The organism is Caproicibacter sp., assembly GCF_046707225.1.
GTDB lineage: Bacteria > Bacillota > Clostridia > Oscillospirales > Acutalibacteraceae > Caproicibacter.
Window position 1 is genome coordinate 82806 of sequence record NZ_JBJKOP010000051.1, and the last position, 16188, is coordinate 98993.

13 protein-coding genes are annotated in these 16188 nt (G+C 53.5%); 5 read left to right on the forward strand and 8 right to left on the reverse strand.

Going from position 1 to position 16188, the window contains the following annotated elements:
* Positions 1–10: 10 nt before the first annotated feature.
* From ACLQ3M_RS14310 to ACLQ3M_RS14335, 6 genes are all read right to left on the reverse strand, one after another.
* Positions 11–1432 carry a M20 family metallopeptidase gene (locus ACLQ3M_RS14310; protein ID WP_411678368.1) on the reverse strand — a complete coding sequence of 474 codons (1422 nt, stop codon included), beginning with the start codon at positions 1430–1432 and terminating at the stop codon, positions 11–13.
* Between the two features lie 65 nt (positions 1433–1497).
* On the reverse strand, positions 1498–2433 hold the full coding sequence (gene opp4C, locus ACLQ3M_RS14315) for an oligopeptide ABC transporter permease (RefSeq protein WP_411678369.1): 936 nt from the start codon (positions 2431–2433) through the stop codon (positions 1498–1500).
* Between the two features lie 14 nt (positions 2434–2447).
* Positions 2448–3398 (reverse strand): ABC transporter permease, encoded by a 951-nt coding sequence (locus ACLQ3M_RS14320; RefSeq protein ID WP_411678370.1) that lies wholly within the window; start codon positions 3396–3398, stop codon positions 2448–2450.
* A 20-nt stretch (positions 3399–3418) separates the two neighbouring features.
* The gene (locus ACLQ3M_RS14325) at positions 3419–4405 is read right to left on the reverse strand and encodes an ABC transporter ATP-binding protein (RefSeq protein WP_411678371.1); all 987 of its coding nucleotides are present in this window, start codon (positions 4403–4405) and stop codon (positions 3419–3421) included.
* 3 nt (positions 4406–4408) lie between these two features.
* Positions 4409–5398: an ABC transporter ATP-binding protein gene (locus ACLQ3M_RS14330; protein ID WP_411678372.1), complete on the reverse strand. Its 990-nt coding sequence runs from the start codon at positions 5396–5398 to the stop codon at positions 4409–4411.
* A 140-nt stretch (positions 5399–5538) separates the two neighbouring features.
* Entirely contained in the window at positions 5539–7161 is a 1623-nt protein-coding gene (locus tag ACLQ3M_RS14335) for an ABC transporter substrate-binding protein (protein WP_411678373.1), read from the reverse strand.
* Positions 7162–7708: 547 nt separating this feature from the next.
* On the opposite strand from ACLQ3M_RS14335, the gene ACLQ3M_RS14340 reads away from it, so the two are divergent.
* Genes ACLQ3M_RS14340 through ACLQ3M_RS14350 form a run of 3 tightly spaced genes read left to right on the forward strand, consistent with a single transcriptional unit; the run spans position 7709 to position 12239 of the window.
* Complete coding sequence (locus tag ACLQ3M_RS14340; protein ID WP_411678374.1) at positions 7709–8203, forward strand: MarR family winged helix-turn-helix transcriptional regulator; 495 nt, start codon at positions 7709–7711, stop codon at positions 8201–8203.
* A 17-nt stretch (positions 8204–8220) separates the two neighbouring features.
* Entirely contained in the window at positions 8221–9948 is a 1728-nt protein-coding gene (locus ACLQ3M_RS14345) for an ABC transporter ATP-binding protein (RefSeq protein WP_411678375.1), read from the forward strand.
* The gene (locus ACLQ3M_RS14350) at positions 9945–12239 is read left to right on the forward strand and encodes an ABC transporter ATP-binding protein (protein ID WP_411678376.1); all 2295 of its coding nucleotides are present in this window, start codon (positions 9945–9947) and stop codon (positions 12237–12239) included. The genes ACLQ3M_RS14345 and ACLQ3M_RS14350 overlap by 4 nt, the downstream gene beginning before the upstream one ends.
* Before the next feature lie 409 nt (positions 12240–12648).
* Here the strand turns inward: ACLQ3M_RS14350 and ACLQ3M_RS14355 are convergent, their stop codons facing one another.
* Together ACLQ3M_RS14355 and cutA are read right to left on the reverse strand one after the other, a co-directional pair.
* Positions 12649–14190: a gamma-glutamyltransferase family protein gene (locus ACLQ3M_RS14355; protein ID WP_411678421.1), complete on the reverse strand. Its 1542-nt coding sequence runs from the start codon at positions 14188–14190 to the stop codon at positions 12649–12651.
* An 87-nt stretch (positions 14191–14277) separates the two neighbouring features.
* A complete protein-coding gene (cutA, locus tag ACLQ3M_RS14360) occupies positions 14278–14616 on the reverse strand; it encodes a divalent cation tolerance protein CutA (protein WP_066649278.1) in 339 nt (112 codons plus the stop codon).
* A 197-nt stretch (positions 14617–14813) separates the two neighbouring features.
* Between cutA and ACLQ3M_RS14365 the strand changes: the two genes are divergently transcribed.
* Both ACLQ3M_RS14365 and gpmA read left to right on the forward strand, forming a co-directional pair.
* Positions 14814–15413 carry a nitroreductase family protein gene (locus ACLQ3M_RS14365; protein ID WP_411678377.1) on the forward strand — a complete coding sequence of 200 codons (600 nt, stop codon included), beginning with the start codon at positions 14814–14816 and terminating at the stop codon, positions 15411–15413.
* Positions 15414–15429: 16 nt separating this feature from the next.
* On the forward strand, positions 15430–16173 hold the full coding sequence (gpmA, locus tag ACLQ3M_RS14370; protein ID WP_411678378.1) for a 2,3-diphosphoglycerate-dependent phosphoglycerate mutase: 744 nt from the start codon (positions 15430–15432) through the stop codon (positions 16171–16173).
* Positions 16174–16188 lie beyond the last annotated feature (15 nt).

A 16188-nucleotide genomic window follows, 5' to 3' on the forward strand; every position in this document is an offset into this window, starting at 1 on the left:
CTTTCATCAGTCAGCGCGAGGCATGCGGCTGAAAGCCTTCCGGTATCAGGCAGTCGTATGGTTCTCCGTTTCGCCTTTCTTTCAGTTCCTCTTTCGCCCGTTCGCAGAGTTCCGGATTTTGAAACAGCCTGAGCCCCGTCAGGGCCATTACTTTGCCGGCATACAGCATCCCCGTGTGGCTGATCCCGGATTTTCCCTGCGAAACGATCTGCCAGGAATGCCCCGGTGTGCCGAGCGCCTGCGTGGCGGCGGTCAGCTGAACCGTCGGTACATTCCAGCTCACGTCGCCCACATCGGTGGAAAACGGCATCGCCTTTTCCGTCGGATGGTAGGGCACCACAAATTCGGCCAGTGCGCAGCTTTTCAGCCGTTCCGCAGTCTTTTGGTCAAACCGGCCCAAGCCGGCCGCTTTCTGCTCCGGAGTCAGGGTCTTTTCAATTTCCCTCGCAAACGCCTGATCTTCCTCACTGAAAACCGGTCCTCCCAATTCTTCCATCACTTCCTGCATCACCTTGCCAAGCGTGTCGTTTGGAACCAGGTCGGCGGTCCCCCCGTCCGGGACGATTTCGACCTGTGTTTCTGTCATCAGGGCCGCGCCCTTTGCAATGTCGCAGACACGGTCGTAAATTTCCCTTACCTGAGAAATCGTCGGCGCACGCAAAAGATAAAGAACTTCCGCTTTGGCCTGAACCACGTTCGGAGAAACTCCGCCCGAGTCGGTAACGGCATAGTGCATTCTGGCGTCCTCCATCACATGCTCCCGCAGAAAATTCACTCCCACATCCATCAGTTCCACCGCGTCGAGGGCGCTGCGGCCCAGGTGCGGGTCGCTGGCAGCGTGGGAACTGGTCCCACTGAAAACAAAATAGGTTTCAATATTGGCAAGCGTGCTGGAAGCCATGACGCGGTTCAGGTCACCCGGATGCCAGGTGATTGCCGCATCCAGTCCGTCAAAGAGATGGTCGCGGGCCATAAAGACCTTGCCGCCCCCGCCCTCTTCCGCCGGGCAGCCGTAATATCTTACGGTGCCAGGGCCTCCGGTCTCCTTCAGATAATCTTTCAGCGCAATCGCGGCCGCAAGCGATGCCACACCCAGCGCGTTATGTCCGCATCCGTGTCCGTTTGCGCCCTGAATCAGCGGCTTTTTCTCCGCGATGCAGGGCTCCTGGCTCAGGCTGGAAAGCGCGTCGTACTCGCCGAGCAGGGCGATGACCGGCTTGCCGCCGCCATAAGTCGCAAGGAACGCGGTGTCCATACCCGCAACTCCGGTTTCGACCTGAAAGCCCTCCCGTTTCAGGATTTCACAAAGCAGCGCGGCCGATTTGGTTTCCTGAAAGCGGGTTTCCGCAAGTTCCCAGATCCGGTCCGCCGCATCAAGATACCGCACGGATTTCTCGTCGATGGAAGCCAGTATGGATTCCGTTTCCGTCATAAGGCAATCCTTCTTTCAAAACGCAGCCCGCCGTCGCGCGGCGGGCCACAGTCGTAATTTCATGATCAGGACATACTTTTGGGATCGATCGCATCCCGAAGACCGTCGCCGACAAAATTGACCGCCAGAACGCTGAGCATGATCATCACTCCGGGCGGGACCCACAGCCAGGGCTGAGAGGTCAGAATCGTCAGGGACTGCGCGTCGGTCAGCATGTTGCCCCAGCTTGCGGTCGGCGGCTGTACGCCGAGCCCGAGGAAGCTAAGCCCGGCCTCCATCAGGATATTGCCGGCGATGCCGAACGTCGCGTTGACCAGAATCGGCGCAAGAGTATTGGGCAGAATGTGCTTGAACAGCTTGCGCGGAACGTGATATCCAAGCGCGGTGCAGGCTTTCATATAATCGGACTGCTTTACGCTCAATACATTGCCGCGCACCAGCCGCGTCACCTGCGGCCAGCCCAAAAGCCCGAGGACCAGGGTAATGTTCCTTGTGTTCGGCCCGACGATGCTGACAACCACGAGAATCAGCATCAGTTGCGGGAACGACATGAAAATATCACAGATTCTCATGATCAGCATATCGATCGCCTTGCCGAAATAGCCGCTGATCAGGCCCAGGACCGTGCCGATGACAACGGAGATGGCGACCGTCAGGAACCCGACCGTCAGGGAAACGCGCGTACCGAAGATCAGACGGCTCAGCACGTCTCTGCTGACGCGGTCCGTGCCGAGCGGATATTCTGCGGACGGCGCCGCGTTAAAGTTATTCGTAATTGCGTTCGGGTCGTGCGGGGCAATCGCCGGAGCAAACAACGCGCATACAATTAAAAGAAGAACGACCAAGACCCCCGCCACCGCGAGCTTATGTTTCAGAAAGCGGCGTATCACCATGTGCAAATAGGTTTCCTGCACGGCTCCGAATTCCAGCGTATCCGGCGTATCAGGTTCCGGTGCGCCGGGATTGGCTGCGTTCGGTACTTTCAGTTCTGCAACTGCCATGTCTTCTACTCCTTTTAATTGTATTTGACACGCGGGTCCACCACGGAATACATAATATCCGTCAGCAGATTCGCGGCCAGCACCATGACCGCGGCGATCAGGTTGATCGCCATTAAGGTCGGGTAATCGCGGCCTGAAATCGAATCGATGGTCAGCTGGCCGATTCCGGGCCAGGCAAAGATCTGTTCCGTAATGACCGCGCCGCCGAACAGAAGAGGAATCTGCATGCCGATGACCGTAATAATGGTGATCAGCGCGTTGCGCAGGGCGTGCCGGTTGATAACGACGGATTCCTTCAAGCCTTTCGCGCGCGCGGTTCTCAAATAATCCTGCCCCAGAATTTCCAGCATGCCGGAACGGACGTAACGGATATCCTGCCCGGCGATCTGCACCGCGAGCACAATCACAGGAAGGACCAGATGCGCGGCCGTGTCGCCAATGCCGTTGTTGCCGCCCAGTGTGAACATGCCCGAGGACGGCAAGACCTTCAGTTTAACCGCGAAGATATAAATCAGGCCGAGACCAAGGAAAAAGTTCGGGATGGAGACGCCGAAAAACGCTCCGCCGGTCGCGACATAATCCAGCGCGGAATTCTGGTGCGTCGCGCTGACAATGCCGAGCGGCACCGCGATCAGCAGTCCGACAATCAGGGAAAGACCCATCAGCAGCATGGTCGGACCGATCCGCTGTGCCAACATATCGCCGACCGGCTGATACGTCGTCATGGAATAGCCGAAATTCAGCTGCAGGATGTTCACCAGCCAGTGCCAGTACTGCACATACAGCGGCTGATTCAGGCCGAGAGCCGCTTTCTTTAATTCCAGCGCGGCGCCCGTCACATTCGGGCTGACCATCATGTCGACCGGATTTCCGGGGGCCATATTGACAATCAGAAAATCTATAATTGTAATCCCGAGCAGAATCGGAATTGCAATCAGAATCCGTCGGATAATATAGTTAAACAATCCAGTTCACCGGCCTTTCCTCACAAATCGACTTTCAGGCAGGCGACTTTGTGAGCCCTGCCCTTTAATACGGGGGTCTGCCTGCTGCACTCTTCGGTCGCCATCGGGCAGCGGGTATGGAACCGGCAGCCGGAAGGTGGGTTTGCGGGGCTGGGAACATCCCCTTCCAAAACGATTCGTTCCTTGCCCCGCAGGTGCGGATTCGGAATCGGATACGCTTCCATCAGCACCTTGGTATAGGGGTGCAGCGGGCGGGAAAAGATCTCTTCCCTTGATGCGATTTCAACGATTTTGCCCAGATACATCACTGCGACGCGGCTGCTGACGTAGCGGACAGAGCCGAGGCCGTGCGCGATAAACAGATAGGTCAGATTCATTTCCTGCTGCAGGTCGCGAAGCAGATTCAAAATCTGTGCCTGAATCGAAACATCCAGAGCGGACACGGGCTCGTCGCAGACAATCAGCTTCGGATGCACCGTCAGGGCCCGCGCGATTCCGACTCTCTGCCGCTGTCCGCCGGAAAACTCATGCGGATACCTCTGTTTGCATCCTTTGGGGAGCCCGACCAGATCCAGCAAACGGTCGACTTCCGCGCTGATTTTATCTTTGGGAACAATGTGATGAACGATCAGCGGTTCCTCCAGAATATCCACAATACGTTTGCGCGGATTCAACGAAGAGTAAGGATCCTGGAAAATCATCTGCAGCTTGGTTCGAATGCCGTAGAGGCTCTTCTGGTCCATCGCTTCAATATTCTTGCCTTCGAACACAATCTCTCCGTCCGTCGGCGTTTCCAGCCGGCAAAGAGTTCTGCCGAGAGTCGATTTGCCGCAGCCGGATTCCCCCACCAGACCGAGCGTTTCCCCGGGGAGAATGCTGAGGTCCACGCCGTCGACCGCCTTTACATGGCCTACCGTTTTTGAAATGATGCCCCGGCGGATGGGGTAGTAGAGCTTGACCTGTTTGGTTGTGAGTATGGGAGCCTGCGCTTGATTCATCTCAGCCATCCGTTAAGCCTCCTTCTTCTGTGGCAGATTTCCGGCGAAAAAGCACCGCGCAAGGTGGCCCTCGCCCCGCTGTGTCAACGGAGGCGCCTCGTTCCGGCAGCGTTCCGTCGCGTATTTGCAGCGGTTGCAGAAACGGCACCCCTTAATTTTCTGGTACATGGAAGGCACGGTGCCGGTAATGGATTCCAGCCGTTTGGTATCATCCAGATCTATGGTCGGAATCGAATTCATCAGGCCGATGGTATACGGATGAGCCGGATGATCAAACAGAGTGTAGACATCCGCGGATTCAATCACCTGGCCGGCATACATCACGATGATGCGGTCCGCCATCTCCGCAACGACGCCGAGGTCATGCGTAATCAGCATAATGGAGGTTCCGGATTCCTTGCGGAGCTTCTTCATCAGCTCCAGAATCTGCGCCTGAATGGTCACGTCAAGAGCTGTCGTCGGTTCGTCCGCAATCAACAGCTTCGGTTTGCAGGAAAGTGCCATCGCGATCATCACACGCTGGCGCATCCCTCCGGACAGCTCATGAGGGTAGTTGTCTATCACGGATTCCGCACGCGGGATTCCGACCTTTTTCAGCATTTCAATCGCATAGGCGCGCGATTCCTTCTTTCCCATCTGAAGATGAAGGCAAATTGTTTCCTGCATCTGATAGCCGATGGTGAAAACCGGGTTCAGGGACGTCATCGGTTCCTGAAAGATCATGGAAATCAGGCCGCCGCGAATTTTTCTCATTTCTTTTTCGTTCATCTTGGCAAGGTCCTGATTCTCAAATTGAATCTCGCCCTTGCTGATGCGTCCGTTTTTTCCCAGAAGCCGGATGATCGACAGGGATGTTACGCTTTTGCCGCATCCCGATTCCCCCACGATTCCCAGGGTTTCTCCGGGGTTCAGGTCAAAGCTGACATCCTCAACGGAAACGACTTCTCCCGCATCGGTATGGAACGCCGTTTGCAAATTCCTCACGGACAGCATGTATCCCATTCCTTACAACCTCATTTCTTCCTATCATGGCTTTGCCGCGGCTGCGGCCGTGACTGATCAATAAGAATGATGCTGAACGGAAGCGCCGCGCTTCCGTTCAGCAGGCAGGCTACGCTTTAAAAATTGTCAGCTTAGTCAGCTTATTTGATATCCCAGTCCTGAACATTGACGGTCATGCCGTAAATCTTCGGCTTACCGGTAACAATCCTCTTGTTGACCGCCATCAGTTCATAAGAAGCGTACAGTCCGGGAGTCGGCATTTCGTCGGCAAGAATTTCCTGCAGCTTCATGTAATCTTCCTTGATTTTGTTTTCATCCGTCTCAACATAGGCGGATTCGATCAGGCTGTCGACATCCGGGTTGCTGTACCCGTTATGATCCATGCCTGTTTCGTACAGGAACTGCAGCCAGCTGGTGGGGTTGGTCGGGGTCGTGGAGTTGCCGACAATCGTCAGGTCGTAATCCAGACTGCGCAGCTTGCTCATGATGGTTGGGAAATCGTATTTCTGAATCTGGACGTTCAGGCCGAGTGCGGTCAGGTTGCTCTGCACAACGTTTGCAACGGATTCACGGGTCGTATTGCCGGTCGGGACGTTAAAACGAATGGTCTTGCCGGTATCGAATCCGGATTCGGCAAGAAGCTGTTTCGCTTTCGCGAGATCAAACGCCGGAGTTGAAACATCCTTATTCAGGAATTTGTAGTCGCTGGCAAACGGAAGCTGAATCAGTTCGCCTTCGCCTTTGCACAGATTGTCGTTGATGGACTTGCGGTCGATCGCCATGGAAATCGCCTGGCGGACTTTCTTGTCATTGAAAGTCTTGTTGTTAATAAACAGATACTGAATGGTCCACGGAACGCCGGGGATGATGGTGAGGTTCTCCATTGCCTTGACCTTGTCGTAATCCTCCACCGGAACGTTGCCGATGCCGGGCCAGTTCATGTCGATTTCGCCGCTCTGAAGCTCCGCGGTGATGTTGCTGCCCTGCATGATTTTGAAATTGAGCTCATCGACTTTCGGCGTTCCCCGGAAATAATCCTTGTTGGCGGCAAGCTGTACATACTGGCTCTTCTGGAAAGACACCAGTTTAAACGCGCCGTCCGTCACGGCCGCGTCCTGAACCTGTTTGCTCATGAGAACCGTGGCGGGGTCAGCGTCCTTAAAAACGTGCTGCGGAACCGTTTTGATGTTTTTGCAGACAGAATCTTTAAAAACATCCATGCCGGCCTTGCTCTTCAGCGTGAACTGAACGGTATGGTCATCGATTTTTTTCACGCCGGAGACTGTGTCGCCGGTGGATTTACCGGTTTTATCCGTCCCGTCGATCAGGTTAATATAGGAACTTAGATTGGAGTTCGTTTTCGGGTTACAGACCAGATTGGTTGTAAAAACGACGTCATCCGCGGTAACCGGCTGACCATCGGTCCACTTGGCATCTTTATTCAGGTGAACCGTGTAAATCTTGTTGTCCGTCGTTTCCACCGAGTCGGCAAGCTGGGGCTTATAGGTTCCGTCGTCGCCGAGGTCCATCAGCGGCAGATAAAGAATCTGTGTAATCCATGTGGTCGCGTTGTCGACAAAGTCCAGAGGATCCAGATTCGCGGGCGTATTGGTCAATCCTACATTAATGGTCTTTTTAGAAGCCGCCGATGAGGTCCCCCCCGCCGATCCGTTTGCAGTTGTCGAACTTCCGCCGCAAGCCGCCAGCGAGGACAGGATGGTCGCAGCAGCCAGCAGAAGCGCAATTTTTTTCACAAACTTCATTACTTTCACTCCATTCTCAAAATTCACGATTCATAAAGCAAATGGCTTATTATAATCATTCCGGTGAACCCGGAAGCATTACCCGTGTAAATTCCCTCCGACAAAAAGCAAGGGGCCCTAATCCGATTCTTTTCGGATCAGGGCCCCTTTGCCGCATGTGTATAATAATTCCGTTGAAAACAAATAAAAAATGAAGCCCCGTATCGTTCGATACAAGGCTCCATTGCCAATAAACTAAAAGAAATTCAGCTTTACAGGTGTTTGTCTGTCAATTTATTTGTTAATAGCATAGCGTGTCTGCGGTCATCTGTCAAGAGAAAGCGGTATATTTCATCGCAAAAATATACACAATATTTATTTCCAATAGGCGAGTTATGTATGTCATCCTTTGCTTCATAAACTTATTTTTTATGAGATACCTCCAATTATTTTTCCTGTTGTTAATAAAACATTATAAACTTAAATATTGACCATTTCCTTTGTCGGACGTATAATTAGGAATCCAAATAAATAGGTGTTCTAACTAATTTCGAAAGGTTGTTGTCAAATGCCCGATGAAGACCGTACAGAAGAAGCAGGAGAAAAGCTGCTGACTGCCCTGGTCCAGTTCCAACGCCTTCGGGGAAAAAATTTTGAAGAAAAGAAGCGGGAAAACAAGCCGTGCAAACACAGCGATATTTTGATTCTGTTCGCGTTGAAACAAATGGAATCCGGCTGCCCGGACGGAGTCAGCATCTCGGAACTCAGCCGTGAGCTCCATGTGAAATCACCGACGGTGACCCCAACCGTTTATCACCTGGAAACCCTGAAGCTCGTAGCAAGAGATACGGACCGAAAGGACCGGCGGATCATCCGCGTGCGGTTGACCGAGGAAGGAAACCGCCTTCTTTCAGACCAACAGAAGCACTTTGCCGCTTACGTTAAGGGACTGGTTCACTATCTCGGTGTGGAGAAAAGTATTGTATTTGCAAATTTGCTGAACGAAGTATATGTCTACGAAAGTTCCAAAAGCCATGAAAACAGTAAACATCACAACCCATAAGCTCAGGAGGTTTCTGAATGCTGAAAATTTATCGCTACCTGAAGCCATATACCGTTTCTATTATTATGATTCTGGTATTTTTGTTTCTTCAGGTAATGTCCGACCTCTATCTGCCGACTCTGATGTCGGACATTGTCAACAACGGGATCATGACCGAAAATATCGACTATATCTGGAAAATGGGAGAATATATGCTTCTGATCGCGGCGGGAGGCGTAATTTGCGCCGTCGCAGCGGGATTTCTCGGTGCCAGGGTATCCGTCGGCCTTGGTCGGATTCTGAGAAACCGGATTTTCCGCCGTGTGGAAAATTTTTCGCTGCATGAGTTCGACAGATTCGGTTCTTCCACTCTGATTACCAGAACAACCAACGACATTATCCAAATTCAGACCGTTACAATCATGATCATCAATATGATGATCCGCGCTCCCCTGACCTGCATCGGAGGCATTATTCAGGCGTATCACCAGGACAGGACCCTGACGCTGATTCTTGCCGTCGCTCTGCCCGTCCTGATTTTGATCATCTATCTTGTCACCTCCAAAGTGATTCCGATTTTCCGTCAGGTTCAGCGAAAGCTGGACCGCATCAATCTGATTCTGCGTGAAAACCTGACCGGTATCCGTGTCATCCGCGCGTTCAATAAAATCGACCACGAAAAAGCGCGGTTTGAAACCGCCAACAAGGATCTGACGGACACTTATATTCATGTAAACCGCATCATGGCCGTCCTGATGCCGATGATGATGATGATCATGAACCTGGTCACCGTGTGCGTGCTCTGGTTCGGAAGCAAAAGAATCGACACCGGGGAGATGAACCTCGGCGCGCTGATGGCTTTTGTCCAGTACGCGATGCAGATCATGTTCTCGCTTCTGATGTTTGTGATGATGTTCGTCATGATTCCGCGCGCCCAGGCAGCCGCAGACCGCATTAACGAGGTTCTGCACACCGAGCCTGAAATAAACGATCCCCAGCTGCCGGAACCCGCCGCAACGGAAAAGGGCTATGTGGAATTCCGGAATGTGACCTTCCGGTATCACGGCGCGGAGCAGTCCGCGATTCAAAATGTGTCATTTTCCGTAAAACCGGGCGAAACCACGGCGATTATCGGCGGCACCGGCAGCGGCAAAAGCACGCTGATCAATCTGATTCCGCGCTTTTACGACGCGGATGAGGGTCAGGTTCTTGTCGACGGCATCGACGTAAAGGCGATGACACAGGAAGAACTTCGTAACAAAATCGGTTTTGTCCCGCAAAAGGCAAGACTTTTTACAGGCACGGTCGATGAAAACCTGCGGTACGGAAAAGAGGACGCGTCGGAAGATGAAATTCGCCATGCGGCGGACGTCGCGCAGGCGTCCGAATTTATCTCCCAGATGTCGGACGGATATGATTCCATGCTTTCTGAGGGCGGTCAGAATCTTTCCGGCGGACAAAAGCAGCGCCTTTCCATCGCGCGGGCTCTGGTCCGCCGTCCCGAAATTTATGTGTTTGACGACAGCTTTTCCGCGCTCGACTTTAAAACGGACGCGAAGCTTCGCGCCGCATTGAAAAAAGACACCCAGAAAGCCACCGTCATAATTGTCGCGCAGCGCGTCGGAACCGTTATGGACGCCGACCGGATCATCGTTCTTGACGAAGGTTCGGTCGCGGGAATCGGCACTCACAGCGAGTTGCTGAAAAGCTGCGACGTTTATCAGGAAATTGTGGCTTCGCAGCTTTCCGAGGAGGAATTGGCATGAGCGAAAATCGGAATAACACCAACCAGGCGGGAAGACCGGGTGCCATGGGCCACAGAGGCGGACCCGGCGGTTCCATCGGCAGACCCGTGGAAAAAGCCAAGGACTTTAAGGGAACGCTCAAGCGCCTGGTCAAATACCTGAAGCCGCACACCTTTAGACTCGCCGCCGTCGTTGTGTTCGCGCTTTTTTCAACCGCTTTCACCGTTCTGGCCCCGAGAATCAGCGGAGACGCGATCAATCAGCTGACCGACGGATTCATCGCAAAGCACATGATTTCGGAAGTCACTAAAGCGCAGGACTCCGTGAATAAGCCCCTGAAAGCCCAACTGGATCAAATCGACTCCGCACGCAGCCATGCTGAAAACCAGGCCAAAGCGGCGGCGCGCGCCGCGCTGGAGCAGAAGGGCGCTTCTCAGAACCAGATTGCGGCGGCCGAACAGCAGGCCGCGACAGCCGCGGACAAAGCGTTCGACGCTAAAATTTCACAGTCCGTTACGCCGCAGGCGCTGAGCGCCATGCGTGAAATTGTAAGCCTTCCCCGCATCAGCGACATTGCCGGCGCGGATGAAAAAGCGGACACCATCAACCAGTTCGCCTCCCTTGCCAAAAAGCTCCCCCAGTCGGGCAGCTCCGGCCAATCGTTCCAGCTCAGCGACAAAGATTTGCAGAAATATCTGGGTGATATCCGCGAAACCAACGGCGTCATTCCATTTGACGCCATCGCAAAAACCCTTCTGTTCCTTTTATTTGTCTATCTTCTCAGTTCACTTTTCACCTTCCTGATGCGGTACATCATGGCAAGCGTTTCGCAGGTAACGGTGTACAGCCTCCGAAAGGACCTGAACGACAAGCTCTCGCGCCTGCCGCTGAAATACTATGACGGCCACACCAGCGGCGATATTCTCAGCCGCATGACCAACGATATCGACACGGTTTCAAGCACTCTTCAGCAAAGCATGACCCAGCTGATTCAGTCCGTCTGCCAGATTCTGGGCTATATCATCATGATGCTTCTTTACAGCCCGATTCTGACGCTGATCGTACTGTGCACCCTGCCGCTCTATATCGGCGTGACCATGTTTATCGCCTCCCATTCGCAGAAATATTACAAAGCGCAGCAAAAACATCTCGGCACGCTCAGCGGACACACCGAGGAAATGTTTACGGGTCATATCATTGTAAAAGCGTTCGGACGCGAAAGGGAATCGATCGAAACCTTCGAAAAAGTTAATGACGACCTTTACAACGTGGGCTGGAAAGCCCAGTTCATGAGCGGAATTATGTATCCGCTGATGAATTTCGTAAGCAATATCGGCTATGTTCTTGTCTCGGTGGTCGGCGGTATTTTCGTAACGAAAAGCTTTTTGAACATCGGCGACATCACCGCCTTTATCCAGTATTCGAGATCCTTCTCAATGCCGATCATCCAGACGGCGAACATCGCGAATATTATTCAGTCCACCATCGCCTGCGCGGAACGCGTCTTTGAGGTTCTAGACGAGGAAGAAGAAATTCCGGACGCCGAAGACGCGGTTAAGATCGAGCATCCGAAAGGCGACATCCGTTTCGACCATGTGAAATTCAGCTATACCGAATCCGTCCCCTTGATGGAAGACATGAACCTTGATTTCAAACAGGGAGAAACGGTTGCGATCGTCGGCCCGACCGGCGCCGGGAAAACAACGCTCGTGAATCTGCTGATGCGCTTTTACGAAGTCAACGGCGGCGCAATCACGTTTGACGGCGTCAACATCCGGGACATCGCGCGCGGAAACCTGCGAACCATGTTCGGGATGGTTCTTCAGGATACCTGGCTCTTCAACGGTACCATTGAGGAAAACATCGCCTACGGCCGTGAAAACGCAACCCATGAACAGGTTATCGCGGCGGCAAAGGCCGCTCACGCGGACCACTTTATCCGTTCTCTTCCGGAGGGCTACCGGACGGTTCTGAACGAGGAAGCTTCCAATATCTCCCAAGGGCAGAAACAGCTTCTCACCATCGCGCGGGCGATTCTCGCGGACCCGTCCGTACTGATTCTGGACGAAGCGACCAGCAGTGTCGACACCCGCACGGAACTTTTGATTCAGAAAGCCATGGGGGTTTTGATGCACGGCAGGACCAACTTCGTCATCGCGCACCGGCTTTCCACCATCCGCGACGCCCACCTGATTCTCGTCATGAATCACGGAACCATCATTGAAACCGGCAACCATGACGAGCTCATGAAGAAAAACGGATTTTACGCCGACCTTTACAACAGCCAGTTCGTCGGGGCAAATCTGGAATAAGAACAGACGGCAGGGCTGCCGCGAAATAGCCTCGCCAAAAAATGTGTACAAAAAATGCGTCTTAATCGGGCTTTAACAGCCGTTTTAAGGCGCATTTTCTTGCTTCTCAGGTGGTTTTGTCCCCTGTAAAAATCAGCGATCTTGTACGGGCGGAACAACCGGCATGACGGAGCATGCTGTGAATTGTTTTGTACTGCCAGCTCTATTGCAGTTCCACAGGGCGGGAAAAACGGTAATGCTGGTTCCCCATGATCTCGGAATTCGGCCGGAACCGGGAACAAAATGAAAAAGCCGCCCTCCACAGCGGAAGTTTTACAGCAAAAAAAGCCCAGCTTTCGCTGGACTTTTCGACAGCCTAAAGCGGTGCGGAATTATATCTTGCACTGCTTTTTCGCCGGTTTAGGGAATATCACCACGCGGCGACTTGACCGTCCGCACGTGATTCGCTTCCGCCCGTCAAGACTCCGTCCTGATCTCTCCAGATAATCTGCCCCCTGCCGAATTCGGTCGGTTCCGCCGCAATGCTGACCTCATGTCCGCGCTCCGAAAGTTCCTGGACCAGATGATCGGGAAAGCCGCGCTCCACCTCAACTTTTTTTCCGCCGAGCCACCGCCAGCGCGGAGCGTCCAGGCTCTGCTGTGCGTTCAGCCCGAAATCCACCGTGTTCGTCACAACCTGCAAATGCCCCTGCGGCTGCATAAACCCGCCCATCACCCCGAACGGCCCGACCGGAACTCCGTTTTTTGTAAGAAACGCGGGAATAATCGTATGGTAGGAGCGCTTCTCCGGGCCAATGAAGTTTCCCGATTCCGGATTCATGGAGAAATTCATGCCGCGGTTTTGAAGCGAGATCCCCGTTCCCGGCACCACCAGGCCGGAGCCGAAGGCGCAGTAACTGCTTTGAATGTAGGAAACCATATTCCCTTCGCCGTCCGCCGTGCAAAGGTACACCGTGCCTCCCTTTTCAGGCTGTCCCGCCTTGGGAAGAATCGCCCGGTCGCCGATCAGCCCGCGCCGCTCTTCCGCATACAATTCACTCAGTAAAACCTCGGGGGATACTTTCATTGTCGCCGGGTCGCTCACAAATTCTCTGCCGTCTTCATAGGCCAGCTTCAACGATTCGATCATGCGATGAATGCAAAGCGCGCTGTCCCTGCTCTCCATCGGAAATCCTTTCAAAAGATTGAGCGCCATCAGCGCGACAATCCCGTGCCCGTTCGGTGGAATCTCCGAGACCTCATACCCGCGGTAACGAACGCTGATGGGGTCCACCCAGTCCGACGAATGCTGCTCCAGATCGCTTTTTCGCAGCAGTCCGCCTGTTTTCTGTGAAAAACGGTCGATTTTCTCCGCCAGCCGTCCGTGGTAAAAGCTGCCGCATCCGGTTTCGGCCAGTTCCCGCAAAGTCGCCGCCAGTTCGGGCAAACGGAACCGTTCCCCCGCCCGCGGCGCCCTTCCTTCCGGGAAAAAAGCCAGATGAAGCGGGGCATATTCCGTCCTTTTTAATGCTTCGAGGGATCCCCGCTCGAACCGCTTCCAGTTGAACGCGGTCACAGGCGCGACCGGAAAACCTTCTTCGGCATAACAGGCTGCGGGTTCCAGCGTCTGCGCCAGAGGAAGCTTCCCAAAGGTGCCGGAAAGCTTTGCCCAGGCGGCCGGAACGCCCGGAACGGTCACAGGCAGCCACCCAAAGCGCGGAACCTCTTCACAGCCTCTCTCCCGGACGGCCTCGGCATTCAGCAAAGCCGGCGACCGGCCGCTGGAGTTCAGGCCGTGCAGCCGGCCTTTCGTCCAGACCAGCGCAAACGCGTCGCCGCCGATCCCGTTGGACATCGGTTCCGTAACGGTAAGAACCGCGGCGGCTGCGACTGCCACGTCAACGGCGTTCCCTCCTTTTTTAAGGATATCCAGCCCGGCCTGCGCGGCTAGAGGCTGAGAAGTAGCGACCATCCCTTTCGTCCCGAAGACCACTTTGCGGGTCGAAGAATACCGGTATAATTCGTTTCGATCCAACCTTATTTCCCCCCGATTTTTAAGTTATTCCTGCGAAAGTCCCGTGCGGTACAGCGGAATCACATTGATCACCGGCACCTCGTAGGGATGCGCCGCTTTCACGGCGCGGATGGTTTCGTCCACTTTTTCCTGTTTGCAGATGACTTCCACCTTGTACTCTCTGCCGGTGCAAAGCCGGCCAACTTCTCCGCTGTAAGGGCGGCTTCCTTCCAGAGGTCGCCAGCAGCCGGTTACTTCGCCGTAGGAAAGGCAGCTGTCATAATTTCCGATATGACCCGCGTCTGCTCTTTGCAGCGCCTGCCGGATTTCTTCCAGATGAGTGACCGGAACAAAAATTTCCATTTTGCAGAATTCAAATTCCAACGCCGTCCCTTCTTTCTTTGTTTTATTATAATCTTCAAACTTCAACCTGTAAATCAATATAATAACGATATTTATTATTATTTTATAAAAATCATTCGTTTTTTCCTTAAAATTTCAGTGTTTCACCGGTGGATTTTACCATAAATTCAGGGTATGATGATAATAGAGAAAAGATCAAAAGAAATGAGGTGCTCCATATGACCGATACCTTTTTAAAAGTGCTGGAAAACCGTCGATCCGTTTATTCCATCGGCAAAGAACCCAGTGTTTCAGAGGAAGAGATTCTCTCCATCGTGCGCCGCGCAGTTATCGCGTCGCCAAGCGCATTCAACTCGCAAAGTTCCCGGGCAATCGTTCTGTTTGGAAAGGAACACGACAAGCTGTGGGATGACACCAAAGCCATTCTAAAAGGGATCGTCCCCGCAGAAAACTTCGCCAAAACGGAAGAAAAGATCGACTCATTCCGCGGCGGAACCGGAACCGTCCTCTATTTTGAAGATCAGAACGTTGTCACCGGTCTGCAGGAACGCTTTCCTTTATATAAGGATAATTTTCCGGTCTGGTCCCTTCAGTCCTCCGGAATGCTTCAGCTGGCCGTCTGGAGCGCGTTGGAAGAAGCCGGGCTCGGCGCGAGCCTGCAGCACTACAACCCGCTGATTGATGAAAAAGTGAGGCAGCACTGGGGCGCTCCGAAGAACTGGAAGCTGCTGGGTCAAATGCCGTTCGGCAGTGTGACGGGAAACCCTGGTCCAAAGGAAAATCTGCCCGTAGACGAACGAGTCAAAGTATTTCGGTAGAAACGGAGGCCCGCAGATGAAACTGGTCTTGGTTCGGCACGGAGAAAGCGAATGGAACAAAAAGAATCTGTTCACCGGCTGGACGGATGTTGACCTGACCGACACCGGCAGGCAGGAAGCCGCGAATGCGGGCGAACTGCTCCGCCGGGAGGGTTTTGACTTCGACCTCTGCTATACTTCGTATTTAAAAAGAGCCATCCACACCCTGAACCTCGCTTTAGAGCAGCTGGACCGGGAATGGCTGACGGTCATGAAAAGCTGGAAGCTGAACGAGCGGCATTACGGTGCGCTTCAGGGGCTGAACAAAGCGGAAACCTCGCAGAAATACGGCGAAGAGCAGGTACGGGTGTGGCGGCGCTCCTTCGACGTCCGGCCGCCCCTCCTCAACGAGGACGACGACCGGAATCCCCGCCGTCTGGAGCAATACCGTGCCGCCCCGCCGCAGGAGCTGCCGCTCGGGGAAAGCCTGGAAGACACCATTGCGCGCGTCGTTCCGTATTTTGAAAAAACGATTCGCAAAGAAATGCAGAACGGAAAGCGCGTCCTGATTGCTGCCCACGGGAACTCCCTTCGCGCTCTGGTCTATCATTTCGAAAAGCTGTCAAAAGAGGAAATTACCAAAGTGAACATCCCAACCGGCGTTCCCTTGGTCTATACCTTTGACGAACACTGGAATGTAACGGAGAAGAAATACCTTGGCGACCCGAATTTGATCCGGGCAAAAATCGAGAGCGTTGCAAACCAGGGAAAGAAACAGTAAACTCTGATAGAAACC

Coding starts and splice junctions, on each gene's coding strand:
- ACLQ3M_RS14340 (WP_411678374.1), top strand. CDS start 7,709: ATGCCCGATGAAGACCGTACAGAAGAAGCAGGAGAAAAGCTGCTGACT.
- ACLQ3M_RS14330 (WP_411678372.1), bottom strand. CDS start 5,398: ATGGGATACATGCTGTCCGTGAGGAATTTGCAAACGGCGTTCCATACC.
- ACLQ3M_RS14350 (WP_411678376.1), top strand. CDS start 9,945: ATGAGCGAAAATCGGAATAACACCAACCAGGCGGGAAGACCGGGTGCC.
- ACLQ3M_RS14325 (WP_411678371.1), bottom strand. CDS start 4,405: ATGGCTGAGATGAATCAAGCGCAGGCTCCCATACTCACAACCAAACAG.
- ACLQ3M_RS14345 (WP_411678375.1), top strand. CDS start 8,221: ATGCTGAAAATTTATCGCTACCTGAAGCCATATACCGTTTCTATTATT.
- ACLQ3M_RS14310 (WP_411678368.1), bottom strand. CDS start 1,432: ATGACGGAAACGGAATCCATACTGGCTTCCATCGACGAGAAATCCGTG.
- ACLQ3M_RS14355 (WP_411678421.1), bottom strand. CDS start 14,190: ATGGTCGCTACTTCTCAGCCTCTAGCCGCGCAGGCCGGGCTGGATATC.
- opp4C (WP_411678369.1), bottom strand. CDS start 2,433: ATGGCAGTTGCAGAACTGAAAGTACCGAACGCAGCCAATCCCGGCGCA.
- gpmA (WP_411678378.1), top strand. CDS start 15,430: ATGAAACTGGTCTTGGTTCGGCACGGAGAAAGCGAATGGAACAAAAAG.
- ACLQ3M_RS14365 (WP_411678377.1), top strand. CDS start 14,814: ATGACCGATACCTTTTTAAAAGTGCTGGAAAACCGTCGATCCGTTTAT.
- ACLQ3M_RS14335 (WP_411678373.1), bottom strand. CDS start 7,161: ATGAAGTTTGTGAAAAAAATTGCGCTTCTGCTGGCTGCTGCGACCATC.